This is a genomic window from Saccharopolyspora mangrovi, assembly GCF_035320975.1.
GTDB classification, from domain to species: domain Bacteria; phylum Actinomycetota; class Actinomycetes; order Mycobacteriales; family Pseudonocardiaceae; genus Saccharopolyspora; species Saccharopolyspora mangrovi.
In genome coordinates, this window is the sequence record NZ_JAWLNX010000021.1 from 100,993 (window position 1) to 116,652 (window position 15,660).

12 protein-coding genes are annotated in these 15,660 nt (G+C 70.2%); 9 read left to right on the plus strand and 3 right to left on the minus strand.

Features of this window, described 5'->3' with window-relative positions:
- Window positions 1–9: 9 nt before the first annotated feature.
- Window positions 10–1,341: a 3-oxoacyl-ACP reductase gene (locus R4I43_RS25560; RefSeq protein WP_324268239.1), complete on the minus strand. Its 1,332-nt coding sequence runs from the start codon at window positions 1,339–1,341 to the stop codon at window positions 10–12.
- 126 nt (window positions 1,342–1,467) lie between these two features.
- Here R4I43_RS25560 and R4I43_RS25565 point away from each other — a divergent pair, with 126 nt between their 5' ends.
- Together R4I43_RS25565 and R4I43_RS25570 are read left to right on the plus strand one after the other, a co-directional pair.
- Entirely contained in the window at window positions 1,468–2,745 is a 1,278-nt protein-coding gene (locus R4I43_RS25565; protein ID WP_324268240.1) for an acetyl-CoA C-acetyltransferase, read from the plus strand.
- A 389-nt stretch (window positions 2,746–3,134) separates the two neighbouring features.
- Entirely contained in the window at window positions 3,135–4,325 is a 1,191-nt protein-coding gene (locus tag R4I43_RS25570) for an ATP-binding protein (RefSeq protein WP_324268241.1), read from the plus strand.
- A 337-nt stretch (window positions 4,326–4,662) separates the two neighbouring features.
- On the opposite strand, the gene R4I43_RS25575 is transcribed toward R4I43_RS25570, so the two are convergent.
- A complete protein-coding gene (locus R4I43_RS25575) occupies window positions 4,663–5,373 on the minus strand; it encodes an aminoglycoside phosphotransferase family protein (protein ID WP_324268242.1) in 711 nt (236 codons plus the stop codon).
- Window positions 5,354–6,766 (minus strand): MFS transporter, encoded by a 1,413-nt coding sequence (locus R4I43_RS25580; protein WP_324268243.1) that lies wholly within the window; start codon window positions 6,764–6,766, stop codon window positions 5,354–5,356. Before R4I43_RS25580 ends, R4I43_RS25575 begins: the two co-directional genes overlap by 20 nt.
- Before the next feature lie 72 nt (window positions 6,767–6,838).
- Here R4I43_RS25580 and R4I43_RS25585 point away from each other — a divergent pair, with 72 nt between their 5' ends.
- From R4I43_RS25585 to R4I43_RS25615, 7 genes are all read left to right on the plus strand, one after another.
- Entirely contained in the window at window positions 6,839–7,750 is a 912-nt protein-coding gene (locus tag R4I43_RS25585) for a LysR family transcriptional regulator (RefSeq protein WP_324268244.1), read from the plus strand.
- 219 nt (window positions 7,751–7,969) lie between these two features.
- On the plus strand, window positions 7,970–9,814 hold the full coding sequence (locus tag R4I43_RS25590) for an NHL domain-containing thioredoxin family protein (RefSeq protein ID WP_324268245.1): 1,845 nt from the start codon (window positions 7,970–7,972) through the stop codon (window positions 9,812–9,814).
- 205 nt (window positions 9,815–10,019) lie between these two features.
- Window positions 10,020–10,340, plus strand: a complete 321-nt coding sequence (locus R4I43_RS25595; RefSeq protein ID WP_145740778.1) for a GroES family chaperonin — start codon at window positions 10,020–10,022, stop codon at window positions 10,338–10,340.
- A gap of 88 nt (window positions 10,341–10,428) precedes the next feature.
- A complete protein-coding gene (locus R4I43_RS25600; protein ID WP_324268246.1) occupies window positions 10,429–12,516 on the plus strand; it encodes a VanW family protein in 2,088 nt (695 codons plus the stop codon).
- 413 nt (window positions 12,517–12,929) lie between these two features.
- Window positions 12,930–13,748 (plus strand): transporter substrate-binding domain-containing protein, encoded by an 819-nt coding sequence (locus R4I43_RS25605; RefSeq protein WP_407691313.1) that lies wholly within the window; start codon window positions 12,930–12,932, stop codon window positions 13,746–13,748.
- Window positions 13,749–13,892: 144 nt separating this feature from the next.
- Window positions 13,893–14,690, plus strand: coding sequence for an amino acid ABC transporter permease (locus R4I43_RS25610; RefSeq protein ID WP_324268256.1), 798 nt, complete (start codon window positions 13,893–13,895; stop codon window positions 14,688–14,690).
- Entirely contained in the window at window positions 14,687–15,439 is a 753-nt protein-coding gene (locus R4I43_RS25615; RefSeq protein WP_324268247.1) for an amino acid ABC transporter ATP-binding protein, read from the plus strand. Before R4I43_RS25610 ends, R4I43_RS25615 begins: the two co-directional genes overlap by 4 nt.
- The last annotated feature ends 221 nt before the right edge of the window (window positions 15,440–15,660 follow it).

The window sequence follows — 15,660 nt, forward strand, 5'->3', positions numbered from 1 at the left end:
CTCCTGACCTCAGGCGCCGAGCAGGCTCTGGCCGCAGACCCGGACCACGTTGCCGTTCACCCCGGCGGAGGCGGGGTTGGCGTACCAGGCGATGGTCTCGGCGACGTCGATCGGCTTGCCGCCCTGCGACATGCTGTTCATCCGGCGACCGGCCTCCCGCACGAACAGCGGGATCGCGGCGGTCATCTTGGTCTCGATGAAGCCCGGCGCGACGGCGTTGATGGTCGCGCCCTTCTTCGCGGCCAGCGGCGCGGTGGACTGCACATGGCCGATCACGCCCGCCTTCGAGGTGGCGTAGTTGCCCTGGCCGACGTTGCCCGCGATGCCGCTCATCGACGACACGCAGATGATCCGGCCGCCCGCGCGCAGCGGCGAGTCCTCACCGAGCAGCTTCTCGTCGATGCGCTCCTGCGAGGCCAGGTTCACGGCGAGCACGGAGTCCCACTGGGCCTCGCTCATCCGGCCGATCGTCTTGTCGCGGGTGATGCCCGCGTTGTGCACCACGACGTCCAGGCCCCCGTGCCGCTCGGTGAAGTGCTCGGCGAGCTTGGCGGGCGCGTCCGCAGCGGTGATGTCGAGCTGCAGCGTCGAGCCGCCGATCCGGTTGGCCACCTCGGCGAGCTCACCGCCCTGCGCGGGAACGTCCAGGCACACCACGTGCGCGCCGTCGCGGGCCAGCGTCTCGGCGATGGCCGCGCCGATGCCCCGGGAAGCGCCGGTGACCAGCGCGATCTTGTCCCGCAGCGGGCGGTCCTGGGCGATCTCCGGCACCTCGGCCGCGCCGATGCGGACGACCTGGCCGGACACGTAGGCGGACTTGCCGGACAGCAGGAACCGCAGCGTCGAGTCGGTGGCCTTCTCGGCGCCCTCGGCGACATAGGCCAGCTGCGAGGTGGCGCCGCGCTTGAGCTCCTTGCCCGCGGTGCGGGTGAAGCCCTCCAGCGCGCGCTGCGCGGTGGCCGCGCGCGGGTCGGACAGGGTTTCCGGCTGGGTGCCCAGCACGATCAGCCGTCCGCAGCGGTCGATCTGGCGGATCGAGGGGGCGAAGAAGTCGTACAGCTCGCGCAAGCCCTCGCTGGAGGTGATGCCGGTGGCGTCGAAGACCAGCGCGGCGTAGCGCTCGCCGTCGACGCGCTCCTTGCGCGCGTCGGCGCCGACGTCCTGCAGCGTCGCGTTGACCGAGTCGGCGAGCCGGCCCGAACCGCCGAGCAGCACCGGCCCGGCGATCAGCGGCTCGCCCGGCGTGAAGCGGCGCAGCGGAGTCGGGTCGGGCAGCCCCAGCTTCTTGACGAACTGGCGCCCGAACGCGGACTGGGTGAACTGCAGGTATCGATCGGACATCTCTGGACACTCCCGAGGAGGCGGTTCATGAGGGTTCGGACACGAAGTCGCGCGGTCACTCGACGGCTAACTTACCCGCGGGTAGGTTAGATTGGCCAGGAACGAACCAGCAACGAGGGAGTAGGTATGGCCACCGTTCGGCGAGTCGCGATCCTCGGCGGCAATCGGATCCCGTTCGCGCGATCCGGCGGTCCCTTCGCTCGCGCTTCAAACCAGGACATGCTCACCGCCGCGCTCGACGGGCTCGTCGCCCGCTTCGGCCTGGCGGACAAGACCGTCGACGAGTTCGTCGCCGGCGCCGTGCTCAAGCACAGCCGCGACTTCAACCTCGCGCGGGAGACCGTGCTGGGCTCCAAGCTCGACCCGCGCACCCCCGCCCACGACGTGCAGATGGCGTGCGCGACCGGCCTGGAGGCCGTCGTCTCGGTCGCCAACAAGATCGCGCTCGGCCAGATCGAGGTCGGCATCGGCGGCGGCGTCGACTCCGCCAGCGACGCGCCCATCGCGGTCAACGACGACTTCCGGCGGGTGCTGCTCAAGGCCAACCACGCCAAGTCCACCGGCGCCAAGATCAAGGCGCTGGCCGGCGCCCGGCCGCAGCACGTCGTGCCGGAGATCCCGCAGAACTCCGAGCCGCGCACCGGCCTGTCGATGGGCGAGCACGCCGCGAAGACCGCGCTGGCCTGGGAGATCACCCGCGAGGCCCAGGACGAGCTGGCCGCTCGCAGCCACCACCGGCTCGCCGCCGCCTACGACCGCGGCTTCTTCGACGACCTGATCACCTCGTTCCAGGGCCTGTCCAAGGACCAGAACCTGCGCCCGGACAGCTCGGTCGACAAGCTCGCGAAGCTCAAGCCGGTGTTCGGCAAGGGCGAGGGCGCCACGATGACCGCCGGCAACTCGACCCCGCTCACCGACGGCGCCTCCACGGTGCTGCTGGCCAGCGAGGAGTGGGCCAAGGCCAACAACATCCCGGTGCTGGCCTACCTCTCGGACATCGCTCCGGCGGCCGTCGACCACGTCAGCGGGGACGAGGGCCTGCTGATGGCCCCGGCCTACGCGGTGCCGAAGCTGCTCGACCGCAACGACCTGCAGCTGGGCGACTTCGACTTCTACGAGATCCACGAGGCCTTCGCCTCGCAGGTGCTGGCGACGCTGAAGTCCTGGCAGGACCCGGACTTCTGCAAGAACCGCCTGGGCCGCGACAAGGTCCTGGGTGAGATCGACGAGGCCAAGCTCAACGTCAACGGCTCGTCGCTGGCCGCCGGTCACCCGTTCGCCGCCACCGGCGGGCGCATCGTGGCGACCCTGGCCAAGCTGCTCGCCGAGAAGGGCCAGGGCAAGGGCCTGGTCTCGATCTGCGCGGCGGGCGGCCAAGGCCTCACCGCCATCATCGAACGCTGACCCGCACTCACCCGTCGAAAAGCCCCCGATGACCCTTCAGTTCCATGGGCCACCGGGGGCTTTCGCACGTCCATCACCCCGCATACCACTATCTAGCAAATATCCAATACACCCGGATACCCCCGAGGGCACCGGATTACGGCGGTATTCCGGCACCGGATTACGGCGGTATTCCGGGTGGGGACGGATTACGCCGGTAATCGGGACCGTGATTACGGCGGTAATCCGTGTCGGCCCTGGGTGGATGTCCGGTTTCGGCGGTGGCGAGTCGAGGGGTGTCCAGACTGGTGAAATCCGGTCCCCGGCGGTGGCGCGGCGGCGAACACGCGCTACCGGAATCTCGGCAAGTATCGAATCTGAGCTAGAAACGGGGATACAGTCCGACGGTTATGGACCCGGTCCGCAACCCCTTCGCCCCCGGCGCCGGACAGCGACCGCCTGAGCTGGCCGGACGCACCCGCGAGCTGGACGCCTTCGAGGTCGTGCTGGAACGCGTCTCCCGAGGCCGTCCGGAGCGGAGCCTGGTGCTGACCGGCCTCCGCGGAGTCGGCAAGACGGTGCTGCTCGGCGAGCTGCGCTCGATGGCGGTCCGGCGCGGTTGGGGCGCGGGCAAGGTCGAAGCCCGTCCGGAAGCCGGTCTGCGGCGGCCGCTGTCGGCGGCCCTGCACCGCGCGATCCGCGACCTGGCCGTCCGCCACCGCGCGCCGGACCGGGTCGAGGAGGTCCTGGCGGTGCTGAAGGCCTTCGCGCTGAAGGCCAACCCGAACGACGCGAAGCTGCGCGACCGCTGGCAACCCGGCATCGACGTGCCGGCCGCGGTCGGCCGGGCCGACTCCGGCGACATCGAGATCGACCTGGTCGAGCTGTTCACCGAGGTCGCCGACCTGGCCGCCGACGTCGGGACGGGCATCGCGCTGCTGCTCGACGAGATGCAGGACGTGCAGGCCGAGGACGTCTCCGCGCTGTGCGCCGCGTGCCACGAGCTGTCCCAGTCCGGTGCTCCGCTGGTCGTCGTGGGTGCCGGTCTGCCGCACGTGCCCGCCGTGCTGTCGGCCAGCAAGTCCTACTCCGAGCGGCTGTTCCGCTACGTCCGCATCGACCGGCTGGACCGCTCCGACGCCGACCGCGCGGTGATCGCTCCGATCGAGCGGGAGGAAGCCGAGATCACCCCGGCCGCGCTCGACACGCTGTTCACCGTCTCCGGCGGTTACCCGTACTTCGTCCAGGCCTACGGCAAGGCGACCTGGGACGCGGCCGTGCGCACCGAGATCGCCGAGGAGGACGTCCGCCTGGCCGCACCGGAGGCGGAGTCGGAGCTGGCGGTGGGCTTCTTCGGCTCCCGCTACGAGCGCGCCACCCCGGCCGAGCGCGAATACCTGCGCGCGATGGCCGAACTGGTCGAGGGCAAGGACGAACCGGCGCCCACGGCCAAGATCGCCGAGTACCTGGAGCGCCGCCCGTCGTCGTTGTCCCCGGCACGCGACGCGCTGATCAAGAAGGGCCTCGTCTACTCCGGCGAGCGCGGCCAGATCGCCTTCACGGTCCCCCACTTCGGCCGCTACCTGCTGACCCAGGACTAGGGCCGAACGCAGCCCTCCGGCGAGGATTCCTCTGTCTACCGATCTATAGCTCCAGGGCTAGATTCGGGAATACGGCCCGATGGGCCGGGTGGCAACATCGCCACGAGCCGTGCGCCGGCGCCGACTCCCGTCCCCGGTACAGGTGATGTGGAGTGACGTAGGACACATTCCGCAAGGGGTGTAACGAACGCAGGGTGGGTGTCGATATTCCAGATGACCCCGCGGTGCTGTCGGACCCCCGACCTGGCAGCATCGCGGGGCTTTCCAATTTCTAGGGCCTTTCCCGCCCTCAGCCCTGCATCTCGTCATGCGCTCTTCGGCGCGCGGACGTCCTGATTCAGCTGGTCAGGCCGCCCGCGAACGGCATCGCCCGCCACTGATCGATCGCGGGTTTCACCGCCTCGGCGAGCATCGGCAGCTGGGGCACCAGCGCCAGGCACGACACCGACCGCAGCATCCCGACGGCGTTGACGAACCGCAGGACCCGTTCGTCGAGATCCCGCAGACCCAGTTCGCGCGCGCGGGAGTCGTAGGACGCCTCGCACTCGGGGCCGAAGGCCGCCAGGTCCCACTCGACGGGTCCGAGCGCGACCAGCTCGAAGTCGGCGCAGAGCTCGCCCTGCGGGGTGGGGACGATGTTGAACGGCGGTGCGTCGCCGTGGATCGGCTGCAGGTCGACCGGGAACTCCGCCTCGAAGGTCGCGCGGGAGCTCACCAGCGGTTCGAGCACCTCCCACTCCTTCCGGGCGCGATCGAGATCCGCCGGATCCAGCAGGTCGGGACGGGCTTCCAGGTCGGCGAGCGCGTCGGTGATCATCTGCGGTTCCGCGGCCGCCAGGAACGGCAGCTCACCCGGGTAGTCGCGCAGCGCCCGGTGCAGGTCGGCGACCAGGCCCGCGTTGCGGGCGTAGTCGGGCTCGACCGTCTCCAGGATCTCGGTGAACTGCCAGAACGTCATCGAGAAGCCGTCGCGCTGAACGGGTTCCCGCGGAACCAGCGGACTCGGCGGGATCACCGGATGTCCCTGCTCAGCCAGCCACGTCACCACGTCGAGCTCCGTCCGCTGGCGCGCCGCCTGGACGGTGGCGTCGTTGCACCGGGGCAGCACCACCGGCACCCGGGCGACCACCGGTGCCGGTGCGAGGTGGACGACGACGGAGAACAGGTCGTGCAGCACCTGAGGCTCGCTCACGTCGAGTCCGAGGTCCCGGCCGGCGGCCACCGCCGCGCTCAGCGCTCGTGAAGTGCGATCTGGGATGTCCGCTTGCATTCCGCCGATGTTGCCGGGAAGTGGAAGCGCGCGCGAGCGAATTCACGAACACCGCCGCCAGCAGCACCAGCCCCGCCGCCACCGCGCTCACCCAGGACATCGCGGTCTCCAGCGGGTTCCCGAGCGTGATCAGCCCGACCGCGATCGCCGGGCAACCGGCGCCGAGGTAGAAGGCGAGGTAAAGCGCGCCGGTGATCGCACCCCGCTGCCCGGCAGGCGCGGTGGCCTCGACGGCAGCGGCGGCACCCCCGTAGGCCAGCCCGTGCCCGGCGCCGGCGGTGACCGCTGCGACCAGCGCGAACGTCGCCGACCCGCCGCCGGTCAGGGCCAGCAGGACGAGGCTGGTGAACAGCGCGCCGAGGCCGTGGAGCTGCGCCCGCCGCGCCCCGAGCCGGGTCACCAGCGGCTGGGTCAGCACGGAAACGATCAGCACCGAGCCGAGCACGCAGCCGGACACGGCGAGATCGGTGTGGCCCGCGCGGTCGAGCAGGGCGGGGATCAGCGCGAGGAACAGCCCGACCGCGGTCCAGGCGAGGAACCCGGTCGCGGCGGACGCCGCGAACACCGAGCGCATGCCCGCCGGGATCCGGGGCCGGACGGGACGCCACCGGCGTCCGCTCGGCGCTGGCGCGGCGAGCTCGGACACCCGCGACCAGCCGTAGGCCAGCAGCGCCAGGTGCAGGACGAAGGGCAGGACGAACGGCGCCGGGGCGTGTTGCGCGAGCACCCCGCCCACGATCGGCCCGGCGGCGGTGCCCGCCGCGAACGCCGTGCTGACCAGCAGCGTCCCGCGTCCGTTCTCGCTGATCAGCACTCCCGCAGCGCCGGTCGCCGCACCCAGCGCGATGCCCTGCGCGGCACGCCCGGCCACCAGCCACATCGGCCCGGAGGCCAGCGCGAAGCAGACCGAGGCGATGGCCGCCGCGACGAGGCCCGCGCGCAGCACCGAGCGCGGCCCCACGACGTCGGTGGCCGGTCCGAGCAGCAGCAGAGCAGGTGCGCTGACCAGCGCGAACGTCGCGTAGATCAGGGTCATGGCCAGGTCGCTGAAGTCGAAGTCGTGCTGGTAGCCGGGCAGCAGCGGGCTCGGGAGGTAGGCGCCGACGGTGAGGACGACGAGGACGTAGAGGCCGGTGCGCAGTGAGCGAGCGGGAGACGCCGAGGGGATCACGGGTTCAGGTTGCCGACGAAAACCGCTGAAGAAAATCAAACGGTCCTTCAGCAGACCGTGCAAAATGGCCGCATGATCGATCCTCGGCTCAAGGTGCTGCAGATGGTCTCCCACCACGGCACCGTCACCGCCGCCGCTGCGGCGCTGAACTACACGCCGTCGGCGGTGTCGTACCAGCTGCGACAGCTCGCCGACGAGCTCGGCACCGAGCTGATCATCCAGTCCGGCCGGGGCATCAAGCTCACCGCGGCCGCCCGGACGGTGCTGCGCCACGCCGAGGTGCTGCACGCGCAGGTCGAGCGCGCCTACGCCGAACTCGCCGCCACGACCGAGGAACCGAGCGGGTCGTTCACGCTGTGCGGGTTCTCCACCGCTGCCACCCACCTGCTGCCGCCGGCCGCCGCCGCGCTGCGCGAGCGCTACCCGCAGATCCGCGTCCGGGTGATCGAGGCCGAACCGGCGCGCTGCTTCGACCTGCTGCTCTCCGGCGACGCCGACCTCGCGCTGGTGATCAACACCGCTGACCTGCCACCCTCCGCCGACGAGCGCTTCGACCAGCAGCCGCTCGTCGACGACCCGCTGGACCTGGTCGTTCCCGCCGGTCACCCGCTGGCCGAGCGCAGCAGGGTCTCGCTCGCCGACGTCGCCGACGAGCAGTGGATCGTCGGCCGTCCCGGCAGCACCTACCACGAGCTGGTGCGCGCGGCCTGCACGTCAGCCGGTTTCAGCCCCAACATCGCGCACCACGCCGACGAGTGGGACACCGGAACGGCCCTGGTCGCGCACCACTTCGGCATCATCCTGGTCCCGCGCCTGGCCCGTCTCCACGACTGGCCGGTCGTGCGCATCCCGCTCCGCGGCGAACCTGCCCCGGCCCGGCGGATCCTCGCCGCCACCCGCCTCGGAGGCGGTCAGCACCCGGTCACCAGAACGGCCCTCACCACCCTCACGACCACGGCCGAAACCCTCCTCCCCCCACCGTGACCAGCAGGACCGACCCGGAGCCGCCGTCCGCACCCGGATTACGCCGGTATTCGGGGACCTGATTACCGGAGTTTTCGGGGGTCTGATCGCGGCGGTGATCCGGGGGCTGGTCGTGGTCGTGGGCCGGTTTGCCCGTGGGGCTGGGGGGATCGCGTGAGGTGGGCCTCCCGGGTGGGCACCCCGGGAACACTGTGTTCGGGTGTGTTGTTGACTTCTGGTGTGACTGAGCAGCAGAAACGTCGTGGTCGGGTGCGGGCCGCCGAGCTCGTGGGGCGGCAGTGGTTGAACACCGGGGGCCGGGAACTCCGGCTCGAGGACTTCCGGGGGAAGGTCGTGGTCCTCGACTTCTGGACCTTCTGCTGCATCAACTGCCTGCACGTGATCGACGAGCTCCGCCCGCTGGAGGCCGAGTTCGCCGACGAGGTCGTGACCGTCGGCGTGCACTCGCCGAAGTTCGAGCACGAGGCCGATCCGGACGCGCTGATCGCGGCCGTCGAGCGCTACGCCGTGCACCACCCGGTGCTCGACGACCCGGAGCTGACCACCTGGCAGAACTACGCCGTCAAGGCCTGGCCGACGCTGGTCGTCATCGACCCCGAGGGCTACGTCGTGCACGTCGCCGCAGGTGAGGGGCATGTCGAGGCGCTGCGCAGCGTGATCTCCGAGGTCGTCGCCGAGCACGACGCCAAGGGCACGCTGCACCGCGGCGACGGGCCCTACGTGCCGCCGCCCGCGCCGGAGACGACGCTGCGCTTCCCCGGCAAGGTCATCGCGCTGAACAGCGGGAACCTGCTGGTCTCGGACTCGGCGAACCACTCGCTGGTGGAGTTCGAGTCCGACGGCGAGACCGTGGTCCGCCGCATCGGCACCGGCGAGCGCGGCCGTGCCGACGGCGTCGCGCCGACGTTCGCCGAGCCCGCCGGGCTCGCCCTGCTGCCCGAGGAACTGGCGGCGGAGGTCGGTTACGACGTGGTCGTCGCCGACATCGTCAACCACCTGCTGCGCGGTCTGCGGCTCGCCGACGGCAGCGTGACCACGCTGGCCGGGACCGGTGACCAGTGGCGCGACGGTTCCGACAGCGGCCCCGGGCTGGAGACGCCGCTGACAAGCCCGTGGGACGTCGCCTGGTGGGAACCCGCCGGGGGCGTGGTGATCGCGATGGCGGGCAACCACACGCTCGGCTTGTTCGACCCGCGCACCGGAGAGGTCCGCAGGTTCGCGGGCACCACCGTGGAAGGCCTTCGCGACGGCGCCGCTGACCAGGCGTTCTTCGCCCAGACCTCCGGCCTCGCCGACGGCGGCGACCGGTTGTGGCTGGCCGATTCCGAGACCTCCGCGCTGCGCTGGGTCGAGGCCGACGGCGACGGGTTCGCGATCCGCACCGCCGTGGGCACCGGGCTGTTCGACTTCGGCCACGCCGATGGCCCGGCCGCGAAGGCGCTGCTCCAGCACCCGCTGGGGGTGGCCGTGCTGCCGGACGGTTCGGTCGCGGTCTGCGACACCTACAACGGCGCGATCCGCCGCTACGAGCCCGCCACAGAGGAGGTGTCCACGCTGGCCACCGACGTCTCCGAGCCCTCCGGCGCGACCGTCGTGGACGGCGAGCTGGTCGTGGTCGCCTCCGCGGCCCACCGGCTGGAGCGCCCGGTCCCGCCGGGGCTGGCCGCGAAGCTGATCGACGGTGCGTCGCAGCAGGTCAAGCGGCCCGCCACCGAGATCGGCACGGGCGAGGTGGAGCTCGCGGTGGTGTTCACGCCGCCGCCGGGCACCAAGCTCGACGAGCGCTACGGGCCCTCCACCCGCCTGGAGGTCACCTCGACGCCGGAGGAGCTGCTGGTCGAGGGCGCGGGCGTGGGCACCGACCTGACCCGCCGCCTGGTGCTGGCCGAGGGCGTCGAGCAGGGCGTGCTGCACGTGGTCGCCCAGGCCGCCAGCTGCGACGACGACGATCGGATCGAGCACCCCGCGTGCCGGCTCACCCGTCAGGACTGGGGCGTGCCGATCAAGATCACGGCGGACGGGCCGGACCGGCTCCCGCTGGTGATGGGTGGTCTCGACGCCTGATCAGCGCGCCGGGGCGAATTGAGACCGTACCGGTATCAGCTCCGGAAAACCCCAGGTCGTGACGACGCGGACGGGGCCGGCTCCGACCAGGACCGGCCCCGTCCGCGCGCTGTGCCCTGCGAAATCGCGAATCGCGTGGTCAACGCGGTGTTTCGAGGGCCCCCTGGCCCTCAAGTCTCCCGGTGGGGGCAAGTAAACTTTTCGGGTGACCGATGCCAAGCTCGAAATCCAGATGCTGCACGACAGGGTCATGGTGCGCATCGCCGCTGAGTCCGGGGAACGCCGCAGCAGTGGCGGCATCGTGATTCCGGCGACCGCGCAGATGGCCAAGCGGCTGATCTGGGGCGAGGTCTTCGGCGTGGGCAGTCACGTGCGGACCGTCAAGGTCGGCGACCAGGTCCTGTTCAACCCCGACGAGCAGTACGAGGTCGAAGTCCAGGGGCAGGCCTATCTGGTGATGCGGGAACGGGATCTGCACGCCGTGGCCACGGAACAGACCGAGCAGGGCACGGGTCTGTACCTGTAGTCGGCGCCCCGAGCCGGGCCCCCGGCGAGCGCGGGCGAGCGAACACCTCCAACGCCCCACCGCAGGACCGACAGGAGAAGGGGAAGCGGTGCCGGAAAACCACGAGAACCGCAGAGGTGCGGATCCGTCCACCGAACGGCTGCGCACCGACTCGGGCCAGCAGGACGCGTCGGACGTCGAGACCACGCAGGCCTGGCCCGTCCAGGACCCCGAAGCGCGCAGCGACCAGTCGGCTCCCGAGTCCGACAGCGAGCGCACCCAGCAGATCGCAGCGCTGCCGACCGACTTCAGCGGGTTCCCCATCGGCGCCACCCAGACCATCCCCACCGTCGGCGCCGACCAGCCCACGGCCTACCACGGTCAGACGTCCCAGGCGGGCGGTGCGCAGACCGCGATGATCGGCGGGCAGCAGGGCGGTGTCGCGGGCACCCAGCTCGGCTGGAACGCGCCCGGCGAGCCCTCGCCCGCCGACCAGAAGCGGCAGAGCCTGCTCAAGGGCGGGCTGATCGCCGGTGCCGCCGCTGCGGCGCTGGTGCTGATCTACGTCGGCGACCTGCTGTTCACCAGCGGATCGCTGCCGCGCGGCACGGTCGTCGCCGGTGTGGACGTCGGCACCCTCGACCCGGCCGCCGCCGAGACCAAGCTCCGCGACGAGCTCGAACCCGGCCTCGACAAGCCGGTCCGGCTGCAGGTCGGCGACCGCGGCGCCACCGTCAAGCCCGACGACGTCGGTCTGCAGATGGACTGGGCGGCGACCGTCGACAAGGCCAACGACCAGCCGCTGAACCCCTTCACCCGGATCGGCTCGCTGTTCAGCACCCACGAGGTCACGCCGGTCAGCACCAGCGACCGCGAGCAGCTGGTGGCCGCGTTGCAGGAGGTCAGCCCGCAGCTGGGCCTGGAGCCCACCGACGGCAACATCCGCTTCGAGGGCACCACGCCGATCGCGGTGAACCCGGTGCCCGGCCAGAACCTCGACATCCAGCACGCGGCCAACAAGATCCAGGCGCACTGGGCCGAGGGCGGGCCGATCCAGCTGCCGGTCACCCAGCTGCCGGTGAGCACCACCCGCGAGGGCGTGCAGAAGGCGCTGCACGAGATCGCCGAGCCCGCCGTGGCCTCGCCGGTGACCGTTCGCGGTCAGGGCAAGGACGCGACGCTGGAGCCGGAGGCGATCGCCGAGGCGCTGCGCTTCACCCCCGACGGGCAGGGCGGCCTGAAGGCCTCGCTCGACGGCCCGACGCTGGTCGGGGCCCTCGAACCGCAGCTGCGCGACACCACGAAGCCCGGCAAGAACGCCGAGATCAAGCTGGAGAACGGCGCCCCGGTCGTGCACCCGTCCGAGGACGGTCTCGGCGTGGACTGGGAGAAGAGCCTGAGCCCGATGCTCGACACCCTGCGCAAGCCGCAGCAGCGGTCGGTGCCGGCGGTGTACGTGCCGGCTCCGGCGCAGTTCACCACCGACCAAGCCAACCAGCTCGGCATCCGCGAGGTCGTCGGCGAGTTCCAGACCGGTGGCTTCGAACCGGCTTCGGGCGTGAACATCCGCCGGGTCGCCGAGCAGGTCAACGGCGCGATCCTGCGGCCGGGCGAGACGTTCAGCCTCAACGGCTACACCGGTCCGCGCGGTGTCCCGCAGGGCTACGTGGAGTCGGGGATCATCGAGGACGGCCACCCGGGCAAGGCTGTCGGCGGCGGCATCTCGCAGTTCGCGACCACGCTGTACAACGCCTCGTACTTCGCGGGCATGAAGGACGTCGAGCACAAGGCGCACAGCTACTACATCAGCCGCTACCCGGCCGGTCGCGAGGCCACGGTGTTCCAGGGCCCGAGCGGCCAGAGCATCATCGACGTGAAGTTCAAGAACGTCGCCAAGAGCGGGATCATGATCACCACGGAGTGGACTCCGTCGTCGATCAAGGTGAAGCTGTGGGGCACCAAGCAGTTCGACGTGCAGTCGACGACCGGTCCGCGCACCGAGCCGACGCCGCCGATGGAGAAGCCCGGCCCGGCGACCGGTCCGTGCAGCCCGAGCAAGGGCGCGCCCGGTTTCACCGTCGTCGACACCCGGACCATCCGGGACATCACGACCGGTGAGGTCCGCACCGAGAACCAGAAGGTCAAGTACAACCCGCAGCCGATCATCCACTGCCCGCCCCCGCCACCGCCGCGCTGATCAGCTTCGGCGAAAGGGCCCTTCCCGCACCGGGAGGGGCCCTTCCGTCGTTCTGGGGACATGTCGACATGGCGCTCCCCGGAATCCGCCCGACGGGTGGCGAGATGTCGCCACGCGGTTGTGCGCCGGGCACTGCGAGTGGTGGGCGAGGCGGCCGCGGAGTCGTGGCGGTGGCCACAGTGGACGAGGTTCCGGCTGGTCGGGAGGACGTGGTTCTGATGCGCGCTGATGCCGAGGACGGGAAATTCTTTCGCTCGAGGGCTGCGGTCGCGTCAGGTTTGCCGAACGATGACCGGAAGGTTGATGTCGGATTTCGACGAACTTGATGGATTCGCAACGTGAGCTATTGGGTTTACGTCCGATCGAGTGGCACCATTCGAGCACCCGCGTTCTCACCTACTAGGAGTTACATCGTGGCGCGTCGCAGAACCCTCCGTGCGCTGGCAGTGCTGCCTGCGCTGACCTTGGCTGTGGCAGTGACAGGTTGTGTCGAATCCACGACGAGCGGCGGAGCCCAGGGCGGCGGCGAACTGAGCCTCATCGCTCCCGGTTCGCTGACCACCTGCACCCACCTGCCCTACGAGCCGTTCCAGTTCCCCGGAGAGGGCGGCAAGATCGTCGGCTTCGACGTCGAGTTGGTGGACCTGGTCGCGCGCGACCTCGGCGTGCAGCAGAAGATCGTCGACGCGCCGTTCGACGAGGGCATCCAGTCGGGTGAGTCGCTCAACAGCGGCCAGTGCGACGTGGCCGCCGCGGCGATGACCATCACCGACTCCCGCAAGCAGAACCTGGACTTCTCCGACCCGTACTTCGACGCGGAGCAGGCCCTGATGATCAAGAAGGGCGCGGGCTTCACCGACCTCTCCCAGCTGCGCGGCAAGAAGCTGGGCGTGCAGGTCGGCACCACGGGCAAGGACTACGCCGAGGCCCACAAGGCCGAGTTCGGCTACGAGGTCGTGGACTTCGACGACCTGGCCCTGCAGCAGACCGCCGTGAAGACCGGCGCGGTCGACGCCGCGATCAACGACAACGGCGTGCTCTACAACTTCGCCAAGAACAACCCGGACACCGAGGTCACCAAGGAGTTCGTGACCGGTGACAAGTACGGCATCGGTGTCCGCAAGGGCAACACCGCGCTGCTGACCAAGGTCAACGAGTCGCTGGCCAAGGCCAAGCAGTCCGGTGAGTACGACCGCATCTACGAGAAGTGGTTCGGCAAGAAGCCGGAGTGACCCGCTGATTCGTGCCATTTCGGGGCCGGCGTCGAACACGCCGGCCCCGTGCGGTGCTGCGGGACCGCGAACACCGTCGCGGTCGTCCGCCGGACACATGGAGAGAAGTCGATGACAACCGAGATCGAGCGGCCCAAGGCAGGCATGGGCCGACGACAGCGGGCGCGGCTCAACCTCGGCATCCAGTACGCGGTGCTGGTCGTGGTTCTCGCGCTGGTGATCTTCCTGGCCGACTGGGGCCAGATCGGTCGGGCGTTCTTCAACCTCGAGGTCGCCAAGGCCCAGTTCCCCGACGTGATCACCACCGCGCTGCTCAACACCCTCATCTACACCGCGGTGGGCTTCGCGTTCGGCCTCGGCCTCGCGATCGTGCTGGCGCTGATGAAGATGTCGCCGGTCGCCCCCTACCGGTGGATCGCCACCGGCTACATCGAGCTGTTCCGCGGACTTCCCGCGCTGCTGGTGTTCATCGCGTTCGGCTACGGCATGCCGATCGCCTTCGGGCTGAAGTTCAACAACCTCTCGACCGTGATGCTCAGCCTCGGTCTGGTCGGCGCCGCCTACATGGCCGAGACCATCCGCGCGGGCATCCAGGCGGTGCCGAAGGGGCAGGTCGAGGCGGCGCGCTCGTTGGGCATGTCGTCGAGCCGCACGATGGTCACCGTGGTGCTGCCGCAGGCGTTCCGGATCATCCTGCCGCCGCTGACCAACGAGCTGATCCTGCTGACCAAGGACTCCTCGCTGATCTACCTGCTGGGCCTGTCGGTCGGCCAGTACGAGCTGGCGAAGTTCGGTCGAGGCGCGCTGAACCAGTACCAGTCGCTGACGCCGATCCTGATCGCCGGTCTGTGCTATCTGATCATCACGATTCCGCTGTCGCGCGTCTCCGACCTGCTGGAGCGCAAGTTCGGCGGCGTTCGGACCAAGGGGGCCACCAAGTGAGCGACGTGATGATCGAGCTCTCCGGGCTGAGCAAGTCCTTCGGCTCGCTGGAAGTGCTGCGCGACATCGACCTGCAGGTCGAGCGCGGTGAGGTCGTGTGCGTGATCGGACCTTCCGGGTCCGGCAAGTCGACCCTGCTGCGCTGCGTGAACCTGCTGGAAGAGCCGTCGGCGGGCAAGGTTTCGGTCGACAGCACCGAGCTGACCGACCCGGACACCGACCTCGACGCCGCCCGCCGCCACGTCGGCATGGTGTTCCAGCAGTTCAACCTCTTCTCCCACCTGTCGGTGCTGGAGAACCTGACGGTGGCGCAGCGCAAGGTGCTGGGCCGCTCGAAGGAGGAGTCGGAGAAGGTCGCCCGGGAGAACCTGGCCAAGGTCGGGCTCTCGGAGAAGGCCGACTCGATGCCCGCGCAGCTCTCCGGTGGTCAGCAGCAGCGGGTCGCGATCGCGCGGGCGCTGTCGATGAACCCGCACGTGATGCTCTTCGACGAGCCGACCTCGGCGCTGGACCCGGAGCTGGTCGGCGACGTGCTCGGCGTGATGCGCCAGCTCGCCGACGAGGGCATGACGATGCTGGTGGTGACCCACGAGATGCAGTTCGCCCGCGAGGTCGCTGACCGCGTGCTGTTCATGGACGGCGGCGGCATCATCGAGCAGGGTCCGCCCGCGGAGCTCATCGGCAACCCCAAGGAGGAGCGCACCCGCACCTTCCTCGCCCGAGTCCTGGACCCGATCCACACGGACTGAGGATGATCTGTGGTCTTTTTGCTTGGCGGGTCGGGTAGCGGAACCTGAGCGGCTCCGTGGACTCCGCGCGCCGCTCCTGATGTATGGCCATACACGGCGTCGCGGCGTGCTCGCCACGAAGCCGCTCAGAACCCGCGGCGGTGCCAGCTGCTCGGGTGGTGAAAGGAGAAAGCGACTTCGTCGCTTTCCGTGCAGTGCCTCTGAAGTTGACCCAGCGGCGG

Bases quoted from the DNA above. Each gene is read 5' to 3' on its own strand.
- R4I43_RS25560 (WP_324268239.1), bottom strand. From the start codon at position 1,341: ATGTCCGATCGATACCTGCAGTTCACCCAGTCCGCGTTCGGGCGCCAG.
- R4I43_RS25565 (WP_324268240.1), top strand. From the start codon at position 1,468: ATGGCCACCGTTCGGCGAGTCGCGATCCTCGGCGGCAATCGGATCCCG.
- R4I43_RS25570 (WP_324268241.1), top strand. From the start codon at position 3,135: ATGGACCCGGTCCGCAACCCCTTCGCCCCCGGCGCCGGACAGCGACCG.
- R4I43_RS25585 (WP_324268244.1), top strand. From the start codon at position 6,839: ATGATCGATCCTCGGCTCAAGGTGCTGCAGATGGTCTCCCACCACGGC.
- R4I43_RS25610 (WP_324268256.1), top strand. From the start codon at position 13,893: ATGGGCCGACGACAGCGGGCGCGGCTCAACCTCGGCATCCAGTACGCG.